18 protein-coding genes are annotated in these 19,371 nt (G+C 50.5%); 13 read left to right on the top strand and 5 right to left on the bottom strand.

Going from position 1 to position 19,371, the window contains the following annotated elements; translation table 11 throughout:
• The 11 genes from ACR9EC_RS03740 to ACR9EC_RS03690 all read left to right on the top strand — a co-directional run bounded on the left by ACR9EC_RS03740 (position 1) and on the right by ACR9EC_RS03690 (position 11,236).
• Positions 1–687 (top strand): hypothetical protein, encoded by a 687-nt coding sequence (locus ACR9EC_RS03740; protein WP_435300178.1) that lies wholly within the window; start codon positions 1–3, stop codon positions 685–687.
• A 30-nt stretch (positions 688–717) separates the two neighbouring features.
• Positions 718–1,221, top strand: a complete 504-nt coding sequence (locus ACR9EC_RS03735) for an NUDIX hydrolase (protein WP_435300177.1) — start codon at positions 718–720, stop codon at positions 1,219–1,221.
• Positions 1,222–1,421: 200 nt separating this feature from the next.
• Entirely contained in the window at positions 1,422–2,180 is a 759-nt protein-coding gene (locus ACR9EC_RS03730; RefSeq protein WP_435300176.1) for a YebC/PmpR family DNA-binding transcriptional regulator, read from the top strand.
• Positions 2,181–2,201: 21 nt separating this feature from the next.
• Positions 2,202–2,771 carry a crossover junction endodeoxyribonuclease RuvC gene (ruvC, locus tag ACR9EC_RS03725; RefSeq protein ID WP_435300175.1) on the top strand — a complete coding sequence of 190 codons (570 nt, stop codon included), beginning with the start codon at positions 2,202–2,204 and terminating at the stop codon, positions 2,769–2,771.
• A gap of 54 nt (positions 2,772–2,825) precedes the next feature.
• Positions 2,826–3,446, top strand: a complete 621-nt coding sequence (ruvA, locus tag ACR9EC_RS03720) for a Holliday junction branch migration protein RuvA (RefSeq protein ID WP_435300174.1) — start codon at positions 2,826–2,828, stop codon at positions 3,444–3,446.
• Positions 3,439–4,530, top strand: a complete 1,092-nt coding sequence (ruvB, locus tag ACR9EC_RS03715; RefSeq protein WP_435300173.1) for a Holliday junction branch migration DNA helicase RuvB — start codon at positions 3,439–3,441, stop codon at positions 4,528–4,530. The genes ruvA and ruvB overlap by 8 nt, the downstream gene beginning before the upstream one ends.
• Before the next feature lie 95 nt (positions 4,531–4,625).
• Positions 4,626–5,039, top strand: a complete 414-nt coding sequence (yajC, locus tag ACR9EC_RS03710; RefSeq protein WP_435300172.1) for a preprotein translocase subunit YajC — start codon at positions 4,626–4,628, stop codon at positions 5,037–5,039.
• Positions 5,040–5,163: 124 nt separating this feature from the next.
• Complete coding sequence (secD, locus tag ACR9EC_RS03705; protein WP_435300171.1) at positions 5,164–7,062, top strand: protein translocase subunit SecD; 1,899 nt, start codon at positions 5,164–5,166, stop codon at positions 7,060–7,062.
• Positions 7,059–8,159: a protein translocase subunit SecF gene (secF, locus tag ACR9EC_RS03700; RefSeq protein ID WP_435300170.1), complete on the top strand. Its 1,101-nt coding sequence runs from the start codon at positions 7,059–7,061 to the stop codon at positions 8,157–8,159. Before secD ends, secF begins: the two co-directional genes overlap by 4 nt.
• Before the next feature lie 12 nt (positions 8,160–8,171).
• Positions 8,172–8,714 carry an adenine phosphoribosyltransferase gene (locus ACR9EC_RS03695; RefSeq protein WP_435300600.1) on the top strand — a complete coding sequence of 181 codons (543 nt, stop codon included), beginning with the start codon at positions 8,172–8,174 and terminating at the stop codon, positions 8,712–8,714.
• Between the two features lie 86 nt (positions 8,715–8,800).
• Entirely contained in the window at positions 8,801–11,236 is a 2,436-nt protein-coding gene (locus tag ACR9EC_RS03690; RefSeq protein WP_435300169.1) for a RelA/SpoT family protein, read from the top strand.
• Here the strand turns inward: ACR9EC_RS03690 and ACR9EC_RS03685 are convergent.
• Complete coding sequence (locus ACR9EC_RS03685) at positions 11,229–11,813, bottom strand: hypothetical protein (protein WP_435300168.1); 585 nt, start codon at positions 11,811–11,813, stop codon at positions 11,229–11,231. The two genes, ACR9EC_RS03690 and ACR9EC_RS03685, sit on opposite strands and share 8 nt — an antisense overlap.
• A gap of 189 nt (positions 11,814–12,002) precedes the next feature.
• Positions 12,003–13,493 (bottom strand): DUF349 domain-containing protein, encoded by a 1,491-nt coding sequence (locus ACR9EC_RS03680; protein ID WP_435300167.1) that lies wholly within the window; start codon positions 13,491–13,493, stop codon positions 12,003–12,005.
• Positions 13,494–13,829: 336 nt separating this feature from the next.
• Here ACR9EC_RS03680 and hisS point away from each other — a divergent pair, with 336 nt between their 5' ends.
• Both hisS and aspS read left to right on the top strand, forming a co-directional pair.
• Positions 13,830–15,209, top strand: a complete 1,380-nt coding sequence (gene hisS, locus ACR9EC_RS03675; protein WP_435300166.1) for a histidine--tRNA ligase — start codon at positions 13,830–13,832, stop codon at positions 15,207–15,209.
• A gap of 172 nt (positions 15,210–15,381) precedes the next feature.
• On the top strand, positions 15,382–17,157 hold the full coding sequence (gene aspS / locus ACR9EC_RS03670) for an aspartate--tRNA ligase (RefSeq protein ID WP_435300165.1): 1,776 nt from the start codon (positions 15,382–15,384) through the stop codon (positions 17,155–17,157).
• A gap of 58 nt (positions 17,158–17,215) precedes the next feature.
• On the opposite strand, the gene ACR9EC_RS03665 is transcribed toward aspS, so the two are convergent.
• The 3 genes from ACR9EC_RS03665 to ACR9EC_RS03655 form a co-directional block, all read right to left on the bottom strand.
• Entirely contained in the window at positions 17,216–17,749 is a 534-nt protein-coding gene (locus tag ACR9EC_RS03665; protein ID WP_435300164.1) for a hypothetical protein, read from the bottom strand.
• Positions 17,750–17,880: 131 nt separating this feature from the next.
• The gene (locus tag ACR9EC_RS03660) at positions 17,881–18,612 is read right to left on the bottom strand and encodes an energy-coupling factor ABC transporter ATP-binding protein (protein ID WP_435300163.1); all 732 of its coding nucleotides are present in this window, start codon (positions 18,610–18,612) and stop codon (positions 17,881–17,883) included.
• Positions 18,613–18,616: 4 nt separating this feature from the next.
• On the bottom strand, positions 18,617–19,279 hold the full coding sequence (locus ACR9EC_RS03655; RefSeq protein ID WP_435300162.1) for a biotin transporter BioY: 663 nt from the start codon (positions 19,277–19,279) through the stop codon (positions 18,617–18,619).
• Between the last annotated feature and the right edge of the window lie 92 nt (positions 19,280–19,371).

Raw genomic sequence — 19,371 nt, 5'->3', positions numbered from 1 at the left:
ATGCATTGGTCAGAAACAGCGATCATCATTATCGCCGTTGTTGCGGTGAGTTTATGGATCGCAATCTCAAGCGCCCAACGACTGGACCGATTACATCGTAAAGTCGTCTCTTCTCGGTTAGCGTTGGATGCCCAACTCCTTCGTCGTGCACATGCGGCAGAAGAACTCGCTTCATCTGGTGTTTTAGATCCTGCAAGCAGTGTTGTTTTAGCAGATGCTGCCAAAGCCGTAAACGCCTCTAACGACGATGGCGATACGGAACTAGTGGTCGCCATGCCTGATTTATCAGAGTTAGTGATAGCGCATCGCTTAAATTCAGGCAATAACACTGTTTCTAAGATCGCTGTTATGCAAGCGCTCGATGGCACACTCGGAGGCGATCGCGAAGTGAGCGAAAGTGCCCTCACAGCAGTCGTGGAGAGCATATTAGACGACGCAGATTTCACTCAAGAACTCTATTCTTGCCCAGAAACAGAAGCGTACTTAAACGCGTTGTCACATGCGTGGTATCGAGTGCAGTTAGCCCGACGATTCCACAACGAGTCGGTACTGCAAGCCCAACGCGTGCGCTCTCATCCACTCGTGCGTTTCTTCCGGATAGCAGGACGGGCACCTATGCCACAAACCGTTGAGTTCGACGATGCGTGGCCTACAGGTTTAAGGTTGGTTACTGTTCGTTCGCACTAGGCAATATATTTCCGTGGAAAGAGGCGCACTGTGAACATACGGTATGCGGCACGAGTGATCGTCTTAGACCATGCAGGAAGAGTTTTGCTGGTGAAAGGGCATGATGCTGACCAGCCGGAACGCAGCTGGTGGTTTACTATCGGTGGTGGGTTGGAAAATAATGAAACCTTTCCTCAAGCAGCTGTACGCGAACTTTTTGAAGAAGCGGGCATAGTCCTCACTGAACAAGATTTACAAGGACCTGTGTGTCGACGCAGTGAAGTCTTCGATTTTGTTGCTCAACCTGTTACACAGCATGAAGAATTCTTTGTTGTTCGAGTCGATTCTCACGTTGAGCTTACTCACGTGGGATGGACCGAGCTGGAACAGCGAGTTTTAGATGAAATGTCGTGGCTTACCGTGCAGCAGATCAGAGAAAGCCCAATCGAAGTATTTCCACGTCAACTTGCTGACCTCGTAGAGCACGTGCATAACGGCTGGGACGGCATTACCCGAAATTTTGGTGCCACAGAATCAGGAATCCATATTAGGTAGCTGCCACACGTCATAGTGCATTGTTGGTGTGCTGTTGCGGCATTTTGTTTTCGCGCATGCGACGAGTTTTACAAACAACAGGTAAAATCTAAGGCGATCACGTCGAAAAGACCATTACTGCCGTTCATGTGTGTTGTTATGTGGGCGATGTCGATGGTTGGAGTCGTCAAGTAATTTCAACGAACAAGGAGTCCACTCTCATGGCAGGTCACTCCAAATGGGCCACCACCAAACACAAAAAGGCCGCAATTGATGCGAAGCGAGGCAAACTTTTTGCCAAACTCATCAAGAACATTGAAGTTGCGGCACGTACAGGTGGGGGAGATCCATCGGGTAACCCAACTCTTTTCGACGCTATTCAAAAAGCCAAAAAAACTTCGGTACCTAACGACAACATTGAGCGCGCAGTAAAGCGTGGTGCAGGCCTTATTGATGGTGGTGCTGACTACCAAACAATCATGTACGAAGGCTACGCACCAGGCGGCGTGGCCGTTCTCGTTGAGTGCCTCACCGACAATAAAAACCGTTCCGCAGCGGATGTTCGCGTTGCTTTCAGCCGTTCTGGCGGACAAATGGCTGATCCTGGATCAGTTGCGTATATGTTTTCTCGTAAAGGTCAGATTATCGTTCCTAAAGGCGATCTGACAGAAGACGATTTGATGCTTGTTGTTCTTGATGCTGGTGCAGAAGAAATCAGCGACCAAGGAGATGTTTTTGAAATCTTGTGCGATGCAACCGATTTCATTGCGGTGCGTGATGCGTTAAAAGAAGCAGAGATCGAATACGATTCCGCCGAATCAATTTGGTATCCAGCAACAGAGATTGAAGTTGATGCTGATGGCGCCCGTAAAGTATTTAAGCTCATCGATGCGCTTGAAGATTCGGATGACGTACAAAACGTATACGCAAACTTTGACGCATCTGATGAGGTCATGGCAGAACTCGACGCAGACGCGTAAACATTTTTCGAAAGTGAGCACGTGCGCGTTTTAGGAGTTGACCCCGGCTTAACCCGCTGCGGAATCGGTGTTGTGGATTCTGTAGCGGGGAGACGGGCGCGTCTTGTATCTGTGGGTGTTGCACGTTCGTCGCCTGACTTGACCGTGGATGTTCGACTGTTGCGTATTTCTAAGGAACTTGATCTGTGGTTAGACCGCTACGTTCCTGATGTGGTTGCCATCGAGCGTGTTTTTGCGCAAAACAATGTTTCAACTGTTATGGGAACTGCGCAAGTCGCTGGGTTAGCGATGGTTGCCGCAGCCAAAAGATCAGTGCCGGTGGCTATGCACACTCCTTCTGAAGTGAAAGCAGCCGTCACGGGGAATGGTAAAGCTGAAAAACTTCAAGTGCAAAAAATGGTTGCACAGATTTTGAGTTTGGATGAAATACCAAAGCCTGCCGATGCGGCGGATGCACTCGCCTTAGCTATATGCCATCTGTGGCGTCCAGCTGGTGTATTAGATCGCGCAGAACGTTTTGAGATGACTCCCGCCCAACGACAATGGGCCGCTGCAGAACAAGCGGCGCGCCGAGCACGCGGCGTACGTTGAAATTGTTAGGCTTTTCGTACATGTGTTCTATACAGATTGGTGCGTTCTAACGCGATGATAGCTTCACTCTCTGGCGTTGTATCGGTTGTGCGACTTAATAGTGTTGTACTGGATGTGCAAGGCGTCGGCTACCTCATTTTTGCGACGCCAAACACGCTAGCTGGTTTGCGTACAGGGGAGAGCGTAACGCTTTCTACATATCTTGTTGTACGTGAAGACGCCATGACACTTTATGGTTTTACCGACGTAGATGATCGTGAAGTCTTCGAGATCGTCCAAACAGTCTCTGGTGTCGGTCCGCGCCTTGCGTTAGCGATGTTGGCGGTTCATTCGTCAGACGTTATTCGCGCTGCTGTAGTAAACCAAGACGTGAAAGCTCTTACAAGAGTGCCTGGTATCGGCCCTAAAGTTGCCCAGCGTATTTTGCTGGAGTTATCTGGAAAAATGACTGCTCCATCTGTCATACAGGGGGCTGGGACTTCAGTTGTCTCCACTCCGAGCGATGAACGTAACCAAGTAATTGAAGCGTTGGTCTCTTTGGGCTGGAATACTAAGGCGGCAGAAGACGCAGTGGAACACGTGCTACGGGAACAAGAGCAGTCTTTTGTTGCAAGCGCAGCGGTGCCAAGTACCTTGCGTGCAGCATTAAAAGTTTTAGGTGGTCAACGTGGCTGACGACGATTCGCTGGAATTTGATGGGGATGTTTATCCTCACGACCAAGCAGAACTCCCGCGTAATGATTTTGAACGGGTTACGTCATCGTCAGCAGATGATATTGAGCGCGCTGCAGAAGCAGCCCTTCGACCAAAATCGTTGCACGACTTTGTTGGTCAAAGAGTAGTCCGTGACCAGTTGTCGCTAGTGTTAGATGCAGCCAAGGGCCGGGGAAGTTCACCGGACCACGTGTTGCTCTCTGGCCCACCAGGTTTGGGTAAAACAACGCTTGCAATGATTATCGCCGCAGAATTAGGTGTTTCATTGCGGGTCACTTCTGGTCCAGCGATTCAACATGCAGGCGATTTAGCTGCTGTGTTGTCATCTCTCGATGAAGGTGAAGTCCTGTTTATTGATGAGATTCACCGTCTCGCGCGCCCTGCAGAAGAACTGTTGTATGTGGCGATGGAAGATTTCCGTGTCGATGTCGTCGTTGGAAAAGGCGCAGGTGCTAGTGCTATTCCGTTAAGCCTGCCGCGCTTCACTGCTGTCGGTGCGACCACCAGAGCTGGACTTCTGCCAGCGCCGTTACGTGACAGATTTGGTTTTACTGGTCACCTTGACTTTTATGACACGTCAGATTTAGAGCGAGTTGTAACGCGATCTGCAGGATTGCTTGGTGTGGAATTAGACGCTGCTGCAGCTGCAGAAATCGCGTCGAGGTCACGCGGTACCCCACGAATCGCCAACAGGCTATTGCGTCGGGTGCGTGACTGGGCGCAAGTACGAGGGACAGGAATCCTCGATTTAGCTGCCGCCCGTTCCGCGCTTGAAGTCTACGAAGTCGATGAGCGAGGTTTAGACCGTTTAGACCGTGCAGTGTTAACGGCGCTATGTAAAAGGTTTGGTGGAGGGCCGGTCGGCCTGTCAACGTTAGCCGTTACTGTGGGAGAAGAGCCAGAAACAGTTGAGACTGTTGCAGAACCTTTTCTCGTACGTGAAGGATTAATGGGACGTACGCCGAGGGGCCGCGTTGCAACGTTGGAAACGTGGCAGCATTTGGGTCTTGTGCCACCTTCAGAATCGAATACGCTGTTTAGTTAGTGATCGTCTGGCACTTTTATGCCAGTGTGCTCGTTAGAATCACAGATGCCCAGACAATACGTGTTGGGTGCGTGACGGAAAGTTAGGTGAAGGCAATGGAATTCCTCATTATGATCGCACTTGTTTTTGGTGCGATGTTCTTGATGACTCGTAGTACACGTAAACGCCAAAAACAAGCAATGGAGTTTCGCGATGCACTCCAGCCTGGTGTGCAAGTCATGACTGCATCAGGTTATGTAGGTGCCGTTGTAGAAATTGATGGGGACCTCGTCACACTCGAATCTGAGGAAGGTAGCCGCACTAAGTGGGTTCGTGCCGCTATCGCTAAAGAATACGAAGTTGTCGCACCTGTCGTCGAAGCAGAAGAGCCTCAAACCGCTGAGGAGTCTTCTGGGTTCGCGATTCCAGATGACGTAAGTTCCTTGATCGAAAAGCCTGACACTCAGGACGAAACTTCACGGGCAATTGACGAAAAACTTCGCGACGACAGCTCAAAAGACGATAAGTAGTACCCAGACCGGCGAATAGGAAAGCGAGCGTAACAGCGGTAACCTGCTGTTGCGCTATGCGCTTGATCACACGCACAGACTAGTGACCCTCCACGAGGGTCACATTTATGAGAAGAGACGGAAGTTGGCTACCACCAACACGAAAAAACCGCGCGGATGGCGGCCCTTATTTGGGCTGTCTGCCATCATATTGGTTCTTTTTGGCTCGATCTTTGCCGGAACGTTAAGAGGGGACGCAACATGGACCCCAAAACTGGCACTGGATCTTGAGGGCGGCACGCAAGTTATTTTGCAAGCAGTGACCGCAAATAATGAACCAGTAGAGTCTGAAGACATCGACCAAGCTATCGAGATTATTCGTCAGCGCGTTGATTCTTCAGGATTCACTGAGGCTGAAATTACGAGCCAAGGAGGTCAAAACATTGTTGTTTCGCTTCCTGGTAAGCCAAGTCAAGAGACGTTGGATTTGGTTCGTGAATCTGCGCAGATGCAGTTCCGTCCTGTTCTATTCTTTGGTGATCCAACGCCTGTAACGGCTGAAGACGGGCAGACGACAACTCCTGATGCCGGTGATGAAGCTGCCGTTCCAGAAGAGACTGCATCAGCGAACCCAAGCGATGACACTAGTGCTGCAGCTTCTGACGAAGAAACTACACAGAACGACACCACCGATGAATCATCCGATCCTGCAGTAGAACCAACTGACGCATCGGATTTTGCGCAGGTAACGGAAGCCGTTCTGAAAGAATTTGAGGCCCTGGACTGCACAAACCCTGAGAACTTAAAGGGTGGTGGCGGTGTCGCGGATCCAAACAAGACGTTGGTTACCTGTGACCCAGACGGCACAACAAAATACATTCTTGGGCCAATGGAGATTCCTGGTTCTGACATTGCTCAAGCAACTTCAGGACTACAGCAAACACAACAAGGCGTGACCTTAAACAACTGGGTCGTCAACATTGAGTTCAACGCTGAAGGTACCAAAAAATTTGATGAGGTAACCACTCGTTTGATCGGTTTGCCGCCAGCTGATCAGTGGGTTTTGATGAATCCACCTACGCAAGCTCCAAATATGTTTGCAATGGTGCTCGACAACTTGGTTATTTCATCCCCAAGCGTCAACAGTGTTATTTCTAATGGACAAGCAGAAATTTCTGGAGACTTTACGAACGAGAGCGCAAACGCTCTCGCAAGCCAACTGAACTTTGGTGCACTGCCACTTACCTTTGAAGTACAAAGCGAAGAAACTATTTCAGCAACCTTGGGTTCTGAACAGCTAGAAAAAGGTCTTGTTGCTGGTCTTATCGGCCTTTTGCTAGTCGTTGTCTATTCAGTTATCCAGTACCGAGTACTTGGTCTCGTGACAGTGTCTTCCCTCGCAGTAGCAGCGATACTGACCTACCTTGCAATCCTGTTCTTGTCTTGGCAGCAGGGCTATCGCTTATCACTACCAGGTGTTGCAGGTGTGATTGTGGCAATTGGTATCACCGCAGACTCCTTCATCGTTTACTTCGAACGTATTCGAGACGAACTACGTGACGGACGCAGCCTCGAAAATGCTATTGAGGTGGGTTGGGAACGCGCCCGACGCACAATTATTGCGTCCGACACCGTGAACTTCCTTGCAGCTATCGTCTTGTACTTCTTGGCTGTTGGCGGCGTTCGAGGATTCGCATTCACTCTAGGATTGACAACTATTGTTGACCTTATCGTTGTGTTCCTCTTTACCCACCCTGTCATGAAGCTACTTGCACGTACGAAATTCTTTGCTCAAGGGCACAGGTTGTCCGGATTTAATTACCGCAGCCTTGGTGTCGACAAGCCACGCTACGTTGGCCGAGGAAAAGTAGTGGGAGCCGGTGTAAAACCATCTGAACAGCGCCGTAACGCTGATGGTAGTCGCATGACTATTGCACAGCGTAAGGCTGCCGAACAGGCAGAACGTGAAGCGCACCTTTCAGGAACAGTAGATTCGTCGCGTTCAGCCGGTGCTGATGCGGTCAGCGGGGAGGGCGACAAATGAGGGCGCTAAACTTTGCAAAATGGGGAAATGACCTCTACACGGGGGAAAAATCCTATGACATCGTCGGCAAACGTAAACGATTTTATGTCGCTGCACTAGTGTGCTTGGCACTGACAATAACTATCTTGCTTGTCCGAGGTATCAACCTTGGTATTGAGTTCCGTGGTGGATCTCAATTCATGGTGACTGGTTCCAGTATTGATAGCCAGCAACCTGCCTTAGACGCTGTTGCTTCGGTTAAAGGCGATGAGCTAGCCCGTGTATCGAACATTGGGTCAGATGCGATTCGTGTTCAAACCAACGAGCTTTCTGACACCGAAGTAACAGAAGTTCGCAGTGAGTTGGCAACAGCCTACGATGTGCCGTTAGAAAACGTTTCTAGTACGTTCGTTGGGCCAACGTGGGGACAAGACGTCTCCAAGAAAGCACTCGCAGGTATTGTGGTTTTCTTGCTGCTTGTTATGGCAGTAATGTCTATATACTTCCGAGCGTGGCGCATGGCAGCTGCCGCAATATTGGCGCTTTTCCACGACCTTGTCTTAACCATCGGTGTGTATGCACTCGTTGGCTGGGAAGTTACTCCTGCAACGATTATTGGTTTGCTCACGATTTTGGGTTATTCCATTTACGACACCGTGGTTGTCTTCGATAAAGTCCGAGAAAACACGGAAGATATTTCAGAGCAGCACCTTGCAACCTATGCAGAGCGCGCAAACCTTGCCGTGAACCAAACACTTGTGCGTTCAATCAACACATCAGTTGTGGCGTTGCTTCCGGTTGGTTCGATCCTCTTCATTGGTGCATTCTTGCTCGGCGCGGGAACACTGCGAGATATTGCTCTATCGCTATTCGTCGGTATGGCAGTGGGCGCATATTCATCGATCTTCTTAGCAACCCCGCTGGAAGTTTCATTGCGTCTGAAAGAACCAGCCATAGCGCAACACACTCAAGAAGTGCTTGCTCTTCGTGCTGGAAAATCTCTTGGTTCAAGCCACACCACGGCAGAGTTTGATGGTGCCGCTGTCGGTTCAACAGGAACAATCACAGCTGGGCAGCACCTTGGTAACAAAGCCCAACCTAAGCGCAGGCGTAAGTAGGTCGTGAATACAATGACATGTTCATCGGCTCCGATAGCGGCAGAGCACGAACTGCGTAAGTACATTCGTGATCTGCCAGACTATCCAAGCCCAGGAATTACGTTCCGAGACATCACACCCTTGTTGGCAAACCCATATGCTTTCAAGTTGGCGATTTCAGAACTGGGAAACCTCGTTCCAGATGGAACCGCATTCATCGCTGGGATGGAAGCTCGAGGATTTATTTTCGGATCAGCGCTTGCACAACACTTAGACGTTGGTTTTATCCCTGTGCGAAAAGCTGGAAAACTTCCACCTCCTGTGAAGTCATACACGTATGAGCTGGAATATGGGACTGCGACAGTGGAAATGAGAGATGGCGCCGTCCCTGCCGGAGCGCATGTCGTTCTTCTCGACGATGTTCTTGCAACAGGTGGAACCGCCCGGGCGGGAGTTACCTTGCTGGAACAAGTCGGAGCGAATGTTACAACGGCTTTGTTCCTTATGGAACTACTAGGTCTAGAAGGACGCGACCAGCTTAAAGGGCGAGCCGTGGCAACGCTTATGGCTCTGTAGATTTAGAATGTACTCCTAGGAATCGTTTCTTAAGCGAAAATGTTGTACATCTTGAGAAACGGAGTATCGCCACGAGGGAGGCACTTATGTCTGAGAATCAACACGGGACAGAAGTGCCTCCCTTGGGTGTATCTACAGAAAACGAATCGGGCACTGCGCACACAGAGCACACCGTTCGTGCAGCGAACCCTGCAACCGCGAAACCTAGTGATTTAAAAGCACCTACTTCAAAAACACTTGTTGCTGCTGCGCCTGCTCCAGTTACCGGAGCTATTCCAGTTAGTAGTTCTGGTCGTGTTCGTTCACGCTTTGGACGTTTTGGTGCGCGGCATGCTGTTGGCACTCCTGCGCTTGAACCATTACTGTCTGCTTTGAAAAAGAATCACCCTAAAGCAGATATGTCGATTATTGAACGAGCCTACGACACTGCAGAACGTGCCCACCGCGGACAATTACGTAAAAGCGGTGACCCATACATCACTCACCCTGTTGCAGTAGCAACAATTCTTGCCGAGTTCGGGTTAACACCACCGACTCTAGCTGCCGCTTTACTGCACGATACAGTCGAAGACACCCCATACTCGTTAGCGCAACTCACCAAAGACTATGGTGAAGAGATCGCACTACTCGTTGATGGTGTTACAAAGCTGGATAAAGTCCAGTACGGTGATGCTGCGCAAGCTGAGACAGTACGAAAAATGGTCGTCGCAATGGCCAAAGATATTCGTGTTCTCATGATCAAACTTGCAGACCGACTGCATAACGCACGGACATGGAAATTTGTTCCTCAAGCCTCTGCCGCGAAAAAAGCGCGAGAGACCCTTGAGATTTATGCCCCTTTGGCACACCGACTAGGAATGAACACAATCAAGTGGGAACTTGAAGATTTATCGTTCCAAACCTTGTATCCCAAAGTGTATGAAGAAATTGTGCACCTTGTCGCTGAGCGTGCACCTGCACGTGAAGAGTATCTTGGCATCGTTCGTGAACAAATAATTTCTGATTTACGGGCCTCAAAAATCAAGGCAACTGTAACTGGTCGACCGAAGCATTATTACTCGATTTACCAGAAAATGATTGTGCGCGGTCACGAATTCGCAGACATTTACGACCTAGTTGGAACACGAGTTCTCGTTGATACCGTTCGTGACTGCTATGCGGCACTCGGGGCACTGCACGCCCGCTGGAATCCAGTACCAGGCCGGTTCAAAGACTACATTGCGATGCCGAAATTCAACATGTACCAGTCACTGCACACAACAGTGATTGGACCAACTGGTAAGCCTGTCGAAATCCAAATTCGCACCCATGATATGCACAAGCGCGCCGAATATGGTGTTGCTGCGCACTGGAAGTACAAAGAAGGCTCTGCGAACACAGAAGGCCGTTCCGTCAACGAAATGCAATGGTTGCGGCAACTTGTTGACTGGCAAAAAGAAACATCCGACCCATCAGAATTTTTGGACTCGCTCCGATACGAAATCGGTGGCAGCGAAGTATTCGTCTTTACCCCTAAAGGTGATGTTGTTGCGCTACCACAAGGCTCAACTCCCGTGGACTTTGCGTATTCAGTTCACACTGAGGTTGGCCACCGCACCATGGGCGCACGGGTAAACGGACGCCTTGTGCCGCTTGATTCTGTGTTGGAAAACGGTGACGTCGTTGACGTATTGACATCTAAGTCTGAAACAGCTGGGCCGTCCCGTGACTGGCTGGCTTTTGTGAAGAGCGGCCGTGCACGTAACAAAATTCGTCAATGGTTCCAAAAAGAACGCCGCGAAGAAGCCATCGAACACGGCAAAGAGCAGATCGCTAAGGCAATGCGCAAACAAAACTTGCCATTCCAGCGTTTGCTCTCACAAGAGGCAATACTCGCTACCGCAAATGACATGCGATACGCAGATGTATCTGCGCTGTATGCCGCCGTTGGCGAAGGACAAGTGTCGGCAGCGAACGTTATCGCAAAACTTACTGCTTCTATGGGAAGCTCCGACGCTAACCAAGAAGACCTTGCTGAACTAACGCGGCCAGGTAAGCCAAGTCGCCGGTCAAGGACAGGCGATCCGGGCGTCGTGGTTAAAGGCATCGAGGATATTTGGGTCAAGCTTGCCAAATGTTGCACACCGGTTCCTGGCGACGCGATTGTCGGCTTTATTACGCGCGGGCAAGGCGTGTCCGTGCACCGAGCCGATTGCATCAACGTCGATCAACTCAAACGACAGCCTGAACGTATGGTTGAAGTTGATTGGACAAGCGGAGCAAACACGATGTTCCTCGTCCAAATTCAAGTTGAAGCAATTGACCGTGCTGGTCTTCTCTCTGACGTAACCCGTGTATTGTCCGATTCTCACGTCAATATTCTTTCTGCGACGGTGTCGACGTCGTCAGATCGTCTTGCTATCTCTAGGTTTGCCTTTGAAATGGCAGAACCAGCACATCTGCATACCGTGCTCAATGCTGTTCGCCGTATTGAAGGGGTCTTTGACGTATATCGAATTACTGGAACCAAAGGGCCTAACTGAGGCAGAGAACATCTGAAACGATATCTAATGCGCGTTCACGAATAGCTGCTTCCATACTGTAATGAGGCACCTGAAGTAAAAACTCTTGCGCAGCGGTAAGAGCCATCTTGTGCGTGCTGAATCTGCGTACCCATTCTGCAGCTGTCGGCTCTTGAAGTAACGCAAGATCAATGATTGTTCGCTTCGCTGTTGTGACCCGTAAAGAACCAAAAGCTTTAACGTTGCTGGGCCATACTCGACCAGGGTGGGGGACAATAGCCGGATTGTTACGTGGACGATTAGCGAATCTGTCAAAGCAGACAGGGAGCCGCGAGGGGACCGGGCCGCCACAATGAAGCCATGCTGCACCATGCACCGCTAGGGTGGCTGTTTCTGGGACAACACATTGCGCAACGCGTATTCGCAATTGATGGTGCAGCGGTTGCTCCTGTGGGATGGCTACGCCAGGAAGTATCTCAACAAGCTCTCCACGCGCACATAAGCGATCGTATTCCCAGACCCCTCCAACACTGTGAGGTGTAAACGCTGCAGGTGTGTCGATACGATCCGATGCATTGTCTATTGGAGGCGGCGGCAACGTTTCACGGTACGTCGCTTGTGATCTGTCAGGTCCAGAACTCCAAGGCAGAGGTGGGGGAAGCTCCTGGGCGGGGGAGTCGATGCGAAAAGTGATCATACTCGATCGTGCCTGATAACGAACAACAAAAAGCGGGTTGGTCCAAGATTGTGGAAATCTTGGACCAACCCGCTTAGTGAATGGGCTTTGTTAGCCGCGTGATTCTTCAGCAGCCTTAGATACTTGCTCTAGCCAAGTGCGACGTGCATTCAAAGACTCAGTAAGTTCTTTGACTTTACGCTCGTTGCCACGAGCTTGAGCTTTAGCAAGGTCATCTTCAAGTGTTGCGATGGACTGCTCTAGTTGCGCTAAAGCGCCTTCAGCGCGTGCACGCGTTTCTGGGTTGGTGCGCTCCCAGCGGGCGTGCTCTGCATCACGGATTGCGTTCTCGACAGCACGTAAACGACCTTCGATGCGGCCTACTTCATTGCGTGGTACGCGACCAATTTCTTCCCACTGGTCTTGTACATCGCGCAGTGCGGCTTTAGCTGCTGCAATGTCTGATACTGGCAAAAGAGCTTCTGCTTTTTTCGCGAGTTCTTCTTTGGCAGCAAAGTTTGCTTGATATTCGGCGTCGGTAGCTGCGTGTGCTTGCTCGCGTGCAGCAAAGAAAACGTCTTGTGCGGCACGGAAACGTGACCACAGTGCGTCGTCGTCTTTACGGTTTGCGCGACCAGCAGCCTTCCAACGATTCATCAACTCGCGGTATGCAGCGGCTGTGGCACCCCAGTCAGTTGATGAAGAGAGTTTTTCTGCTTCTTCAACCAGTGCTGTTTTTGCTGCCTTTGCAGAAGAGTTTTGCTTTTCGAGTTCAGCAAAGAAATGGCGACGTTCACGATCAAATGTGGTGCGGGCGTGGCTGAACCGCTTCCATAGGCTGTCTTCGACAGGCTTGTCGAGGCGTGGTCCAGAACGTTGTGCTTCTTTCCACTGCTCAAGTAAAGTGCGCAGTTCTTCACCAGCTGGACGCCACTGAATTTTTAGGGGATCTGTTTGTGCGATCTTTTCTGCTGCAACAACGATCTCAGTACGACGTACCAATGCTGCTTCTTTTGCTGCGGCACGGGACGCTTCAATTTCTTCCCGACGCTTTTGTGCAATTTCTTGAAGAGCCGCAACGCGGGTGCGTAAGCCTGGAAGATCACCGACAGCAGCAGGCTCTGCAGTCTCTTCCAAGAGCTTCTTCAAAGTTGAATCAATTTCTTTGATTGGAAGATCAGCAGTGTTCAGACGTGTCTCGAACAACGTAACTTTGCCCTCAAGGTCAAGGTAACGGCGGACGTAGAGGGAAAGAGCTTCTTCTTCTGAAGCATCAGGATACTGGCCGACAACGCGTTCGGTTTCTCCGTCTTTAACGTGGACGGTACCGTCTGCATCAACGCGACCAAACTGTGCAGCCTGAGCGTAGGCAACCGCATCAACTGGAGCTGCAGCTTGCGCCGAAACAGTAGGTGCTGCCGGGGCAGGCTTCACGCTTGTTGGCTTAGGAGCAGGCGCACTTGGTGTCGGCTTTGGAGTCGAAGGTGTTGTGGTGTTGTTTTCAACGTTAGACGACTCAACCGATGAGTCTTGAGTTGCCTCAGATGGAACATTACCGTCGTTGGTAACGTCTTGTGCGCTGGTTTCTGGGTTCTCACTCATTGGCGCTGTACTCCTTTTATGTAGTGGCGAGGCCTCTTATAGTGTGAAGGCCTCGTCAGCGACTGCCCGCGACTCTCGTCTTGGTGGGCGCTATGTTCGTGTCTCACAACACGTCGCTCTCTAGTCTAAATATAAAACTGTTTATTGGGCGCAATTTTCTGCGAATCTTGCAGAATTGCTGTGGTTTTTCTTAAAGCCGAACTTCACTTTCCCATGTGTTGGACGTTTCGTTGCACACGAGAAGGTGCATAAAACCTAACGGACGTGTTCAGGATCATGACCAGATGATGCGTCACAGAAACTAAAGCACACGAGTGTATGGAAAAATATGGTGCTATGAACAAACCTACTCCTCTTTCTGGTTTTCCAGAGTGGTTACCTGCGCAACGTATTGTTGAACAACGGATTTTGGACGTTATCCAAGAAACTTTTGAACTTCATGGCTTTGCGAGTGTGGAAACCCGAGCAGTTGAACCACTAGATCAATTGCTTCGCAAAGGGGAGACCTCGAAAGAGGTGTATGTGCTTAACCGCCTCCAAGCGGCTGAAACAGATGAGCAGAGCAAAGACAAACAACTTGGTTTGCACTTTGATTTAACTGTTCCGTTTGCACGCTACGTTCTTGAAAACTCGGGACACTTAGCGTTTCCTTTTAAGCGTTACCAAATCCAGAAAGTGTGGCGTGGTGAACGCCCGCAAGACGGACGGTTCCGTGAGTTTTATCAAGCAGATATTGATGTTGTAGGCGCGGGAGAACTGCCGTACCACTACGAGGTAGAACTACCGTTAGTTATGGCAGAAGCTTTGGCGAAACTTAAAGATTTAGGTGTCCCTGAGTTTAAGATTCTGGTCAATAACCGGAAAGTAGCTGAAGGTTTCTACCGTGGTTTAGGCCTCGATGATGTAGCCGGTGTGCTGCGTAACATCGACAAACTCGACAAGATCGGTGCGGACAAAGTTCGTCAACTCCTCATCGAAGAAGTCGATGCAACACACGAACAAGCGCAACTTTGCCTTGACCTTGCACACATCTCTGGCACTGACGCAACAGTTGTTGAAGACGTTGAACGACTCGCAGCGCAGAACAATATCTCTCACGAACTCCTCGAAACAGGACTGACTGAACTACGAGCTCTCTTAGAAGCAGCATCTACACGTGCCCCAGGCACAATAGAAGCAAACCTGAAAATTGCTCGCGGCCTTGACTACTACACAGGTTCCGTTTACGAATCAGTGCTGATCGGTCACGAAGATCTCGGCTCAATTTGCTCTGGCGGGCGATACGACGAGCTCGCATCAGACGGAAAGAACACATACCCGGGCGTCGGCCTATCTATCGGTGTGTCTCGTCTCGTTTCGCGTTTACTTGGCCAGAAAGTAGTAACGGCTTCACGTGCTGTACCTACCGCTGTGCTTGTCGCAGTGCTTGACGAAGACAATCGTGCCTCATCTGATGCGATCGCAACCGCGCTACGTGCCCGAGGCATCCCAACAGATGTATCCCCAAATGCCGCTAAATTTGGTAAACAAATCAAATTCGCAGATCGACGCGGCATACCTTTCGTGTGGTTCCCGGCAGGGACCAACGCTCACGGTGAGCACGTAGGACACCAAGTCAAAGACATCCGCAGTGGCGAACAAGTTGAAGGTAACCCAGAAACATGGGCGCCACCTCACGAAGACCTACGACCACACGTCGGGATTCACAACGACTGATATGAAAAGTTCCGACAGGCGACCTTTTCTTCACCGTAATACTTGTGGCAGTGCACAGCGCACAAGAATGTGTGCGTTGTTTAAGCCATTTAACGATTAGACTGAGCGAAGGCGTCTGTAGGTTCTCATAGATAAAACAGCCACAACGACGCAACACAAAGAAGGGAAAAACGTGCTGCGCACTCATAACGCCGGCTCACTACGAGCTGAGCATAACGGCCAGACAGTAACTCTGACCGGATGGGTTGACCGCCGCCGTGATCACGGTGGAGTTGCCTTTATTGACCTCCGCGATGCTTCAGGTATCGCCCAGGTTGTCATCCGAGACGAAGAAGTGGCGCACCCGCTGCGCTCCGAATTTGTTTTACAAGTTACTGGAGAAGTTGCGGCACGCCCAGACGGCAACGATAACCAAAATCTTGCCACCGGTGACATTGAAGTTATTGCCACAGACGTTGTTGTTTTAAACGAATCAGCAGCGCTGCCCTTCCAAGTTTCCACTGCGCTTGACGGAAACGAAACCATTGGTGAAGAGGCACGGCTGAAATACCGCTACCTCGACTTGCGCCGCCCAAAGCCAGCACAAACTATCCGGTTGCGTTCGAAGGTTTCACAGGCAGCCCGTTCAGTGCTGGAAGAAAACGACTTCGTTGAGATTGAAACCCCAACGTTGACTCGCTCTACACCTGAAGGTGCTCGTGACTTCTTGGTGCCTGCTCGTCTTGCGCCAGGGTCATGGTATGCACTGCCACAATCACCGCAGCTGTTCAAACAGCTCCTTATGGTGTCGGGCATGGAGCGTTACTACCAAATAGCGCGCTGTTACCGTGACGAAGACTTCCGTGCAGACCGTCAGCCAGAGTTCACCCAGCTTGACATTGAGATGAGCTTTGTTGAACAAGACGATGTTATTGCGCTCGCAGAGCAACTTCTGAAGGCCATCTGGAAACTCATCGACGTTGACCTTGATGCGCCATTCCAACGCATCACATACAACGACTCCATGCGTTTGTATGGTTCAGACAAACCTGACTTGCGTTTTGATCTTGAGATCACAGAACTTGCTGAGTACTTCAAAGACACACCATTCCGCGTGTTCCAAAACGAATACGTTGGCGCCATCGTCATGCCTGGCGGTGCCGCACAACCTCGTCGTGCATTTGATGCATGGCAGGATTGGGCGAAACAGCGCGGGGCAAAGGGTCTGGCATACGTCACCATTTCTGACGAGGGTGAACTCGGCGGACCAGTAGCTAAGAACATTACCGACGCAGAACGCGAAGGACTCGCAGCAGCAACCGGTGCACAACCTGGCGACTGCATTTTCTTCGCTGCCGGTAAGACCAGCGAATGCCGTCACCTTCTTGGTGCTGTCCGTAACGAAATCGGTGTACGTGCGGGCTTGATCGACGAGAACGCGTGGTCGTTCTTGTGGGTTGTTGACGCTCCACTATTCAAACCAACTGGTGAAGACGACGACGTCGATCTCGGAAACTCTGCGTGGACTGCCGTCCACCACGCGTTTACCAGCCCAACTCCTCAATGGATTGACTCCTTTGAAGAGAACCCAGGCGAAGCGCTGGCGTACGCATACGACATCGTATGCAACGGTAACGAAATCGGTGGCGGATCGATCCGTATCCACAGCCGTGACGTTCAAGAGCGCGTATTTAAAGTTATGGGAATCGGCGAAGAAGAAGCACAGGAAAAATTTGGCTTCCTTCTTGACGCGTTCAAGTTTGGTGCACCACCGCATGGTGGAATTGCTTTCGGGTGGGACCGCATCGTTTCGTTGTTGTCTAACTCTGAATCAATTCGCGATGTTATTGCTTTCCCTAAGTCTGGGGGAGGGTTTGACCCGCTTACACAAGCTCCGGCTCCGATCACTCCAGAGCAGCGTAAAGAAGCTGGCGTTGACTTCAAACCAAAGCGTGAAGACACAAAATAGGTTCTTTGTGTAACTGAGGGCGGGCTAACACTTGATGTGTTAGCCCGCCCTCAGCGTTTTAACGGTGTGTATTGTCGTAACTTAACAGTCCACGAGCATCCACGGCTTCACCGACGTGTATCGCTTGCTGCACAGACCTTAACGCGGATGGAACGAATGCGTTCCATCCGCGGGTGTGTAGCCCCCGCGAACGAGCCGCCTCACGACTGATGCGTAATGCTTCATTAACTTGAGGTAAGAGACGCAACAAAAGAGCGCAGGCAAGAGCAACATGTAAGGCACGACGAGGTCCAAGCCATCGTCGTAAAACAATAGACACAGCATTGAACACACTCGTCGGTGACGTGACCGACGAAAAAACCAATGCAAGGTAAAACAGCGCACAAAAAGTTAAGAAACGACTAAGCGCAAAAGAAACACTGGCAGTAACCGCGAGGTATCCGATGAAAGGCGAGATACCCAAAGCAAGCCAGCCCACATGTATAAAAATACGAAACGATAGCCTTGCACTAACATGCACGACGAACACTCCACAAAAAACTGCTGCCGCAGTAAGGCTCGTTCCACGCACAGTGAGGTAGCTCGAAAGCACTATAAGCACTGTAAAAGTTATATAGAGCGGAGCCTTGTGCAGAAAACTTACGCCCGGAATATAGCCGCCACTGAATGCACTGTGTTGAACACGAAGGCGGGCAGGAACTTTACGTGCAGGCCCATAGGCGCTCATGCTTCATCACGTACTTGTTGAGCAGCACAACCGCGTGGAATCCGTGACGGACGGCTATCGCACAACTGCTCATACATGGCGACACCTGCCTCAGGGTTGCCGTCAAATACGATCAGACCATCGTCAATGACAAGCACACGATCACACAACACGGCAAAATCAAGATCATGAGTAGCAATAATTAACTGCTGCTGTAAAGCGCACAACACGTCGATCATGTCTCGTCGCCATCGTAAATCTAAGCGAGTTGTAGGCTCATCACACACAATAATTGTGGGCTGAGCCGTCAAAACACTAGCTAACGCAAGCGCCTGCTTTTGCCCACCGGAAAGGGTGTGACACGCGCGTTGCGTCGACAACGACAAACCAAAATCTTGCAACACCTTCTCGGCAGTCGTCTGCGGATAATTACGACCCTTCGCTACCCGTACAGAAAGCTCGATGTCTTCTCCGACAGTTCCAGCCAATAATTGTGCGTCGGCTTCTGCAAAACAAAAGCCGACAACACGACGTACATCAGTCTCATCATCGATAGTGTCATGCCCTGCAACACGAACGCTGCCATATTGAGGCCCAATAAGCCCGGCGGCGGCTTTCAAAAAAGTTGACTTACCTGAACCGTTCTCACCCAACACAGCAATCCTGCGCTGAGTTAACGAAACACTTACAGGACCAAGGAGCCGTGAACCTTGCGCCTCTACAACAACACGATCAAAGACAACAGACATGACGTCAACGCAACTCTTTAAGTTGAGGGAATGCCTTCAACAACGCCGACGCAAGTAGCACCGCACATGTGGTTTTTACGATGTCACCGGGTATAAAAGCCGCATCTGCGGTAAGCGCATCACTAAAAGCCATAGGAACCCGCAAAGTCATGCCTGCAACACCGAGAAGATGAACGCTAACAAGCGAACATCCAAAAGCAGCAACAATCGCCAGCAAATGCGACGTAAACGAAGGCTTAAAGTCAGGTTTTCCAGGCGCCGCGATAATGCGTTTAACAAGCAAGCCCACTAAAAACGCCACGATAGGAAAAGCAATCAGGTAACCGACTGTCGGCCCCGTAAAAGGCGCTAACCCAGAGCCACCTCGAGCAAAAACAGGAAGTCCAGCAGCACCAACAGCAAGATACAGCAGCACCGCAAGAATTCCGCGTCGTGCCCCAAGAGTAAGCCCAGCAAGCATCACACCAAGCGTTTGCAGCGTGATCGGCGCTGGAATGCCGACAAGAGTAATAGACGGTGCGACCGCACACGCTGCAATAAAAGCAGCGAATGTAGCAACAAGAGCAATATCTAACGCAATAGATGACTTCTTGGCTGCGCGTTGCTGCCCGAACTCGTTTTCTTCTTGCACAGGATGCTGTTCGTCATGCGAAAGGGTGCTTGTCATCAGTGTTCCTCGTCTGTGAAGGCTCAACACAGAGAAGCGTTGAGCTGTCTGGAAATGTGATGCGCGTAGACCTTACAAAAATAAGGTCCCCT

This window comes from Timonella sp. A28 (assembly GCF_051200815.1).
In the GTDB taxonomy this organism is placed as follows: Bacteria; Actinomycetota; Actinomycetes; order Actinomycetales; family Cellulomonadaceae; genus Timonella.
The sequence above is the reverse complement of the archived record's forward strand: the minus strand, read 5'-3'. Positions and strand labels throughout refer to the sequence as shown.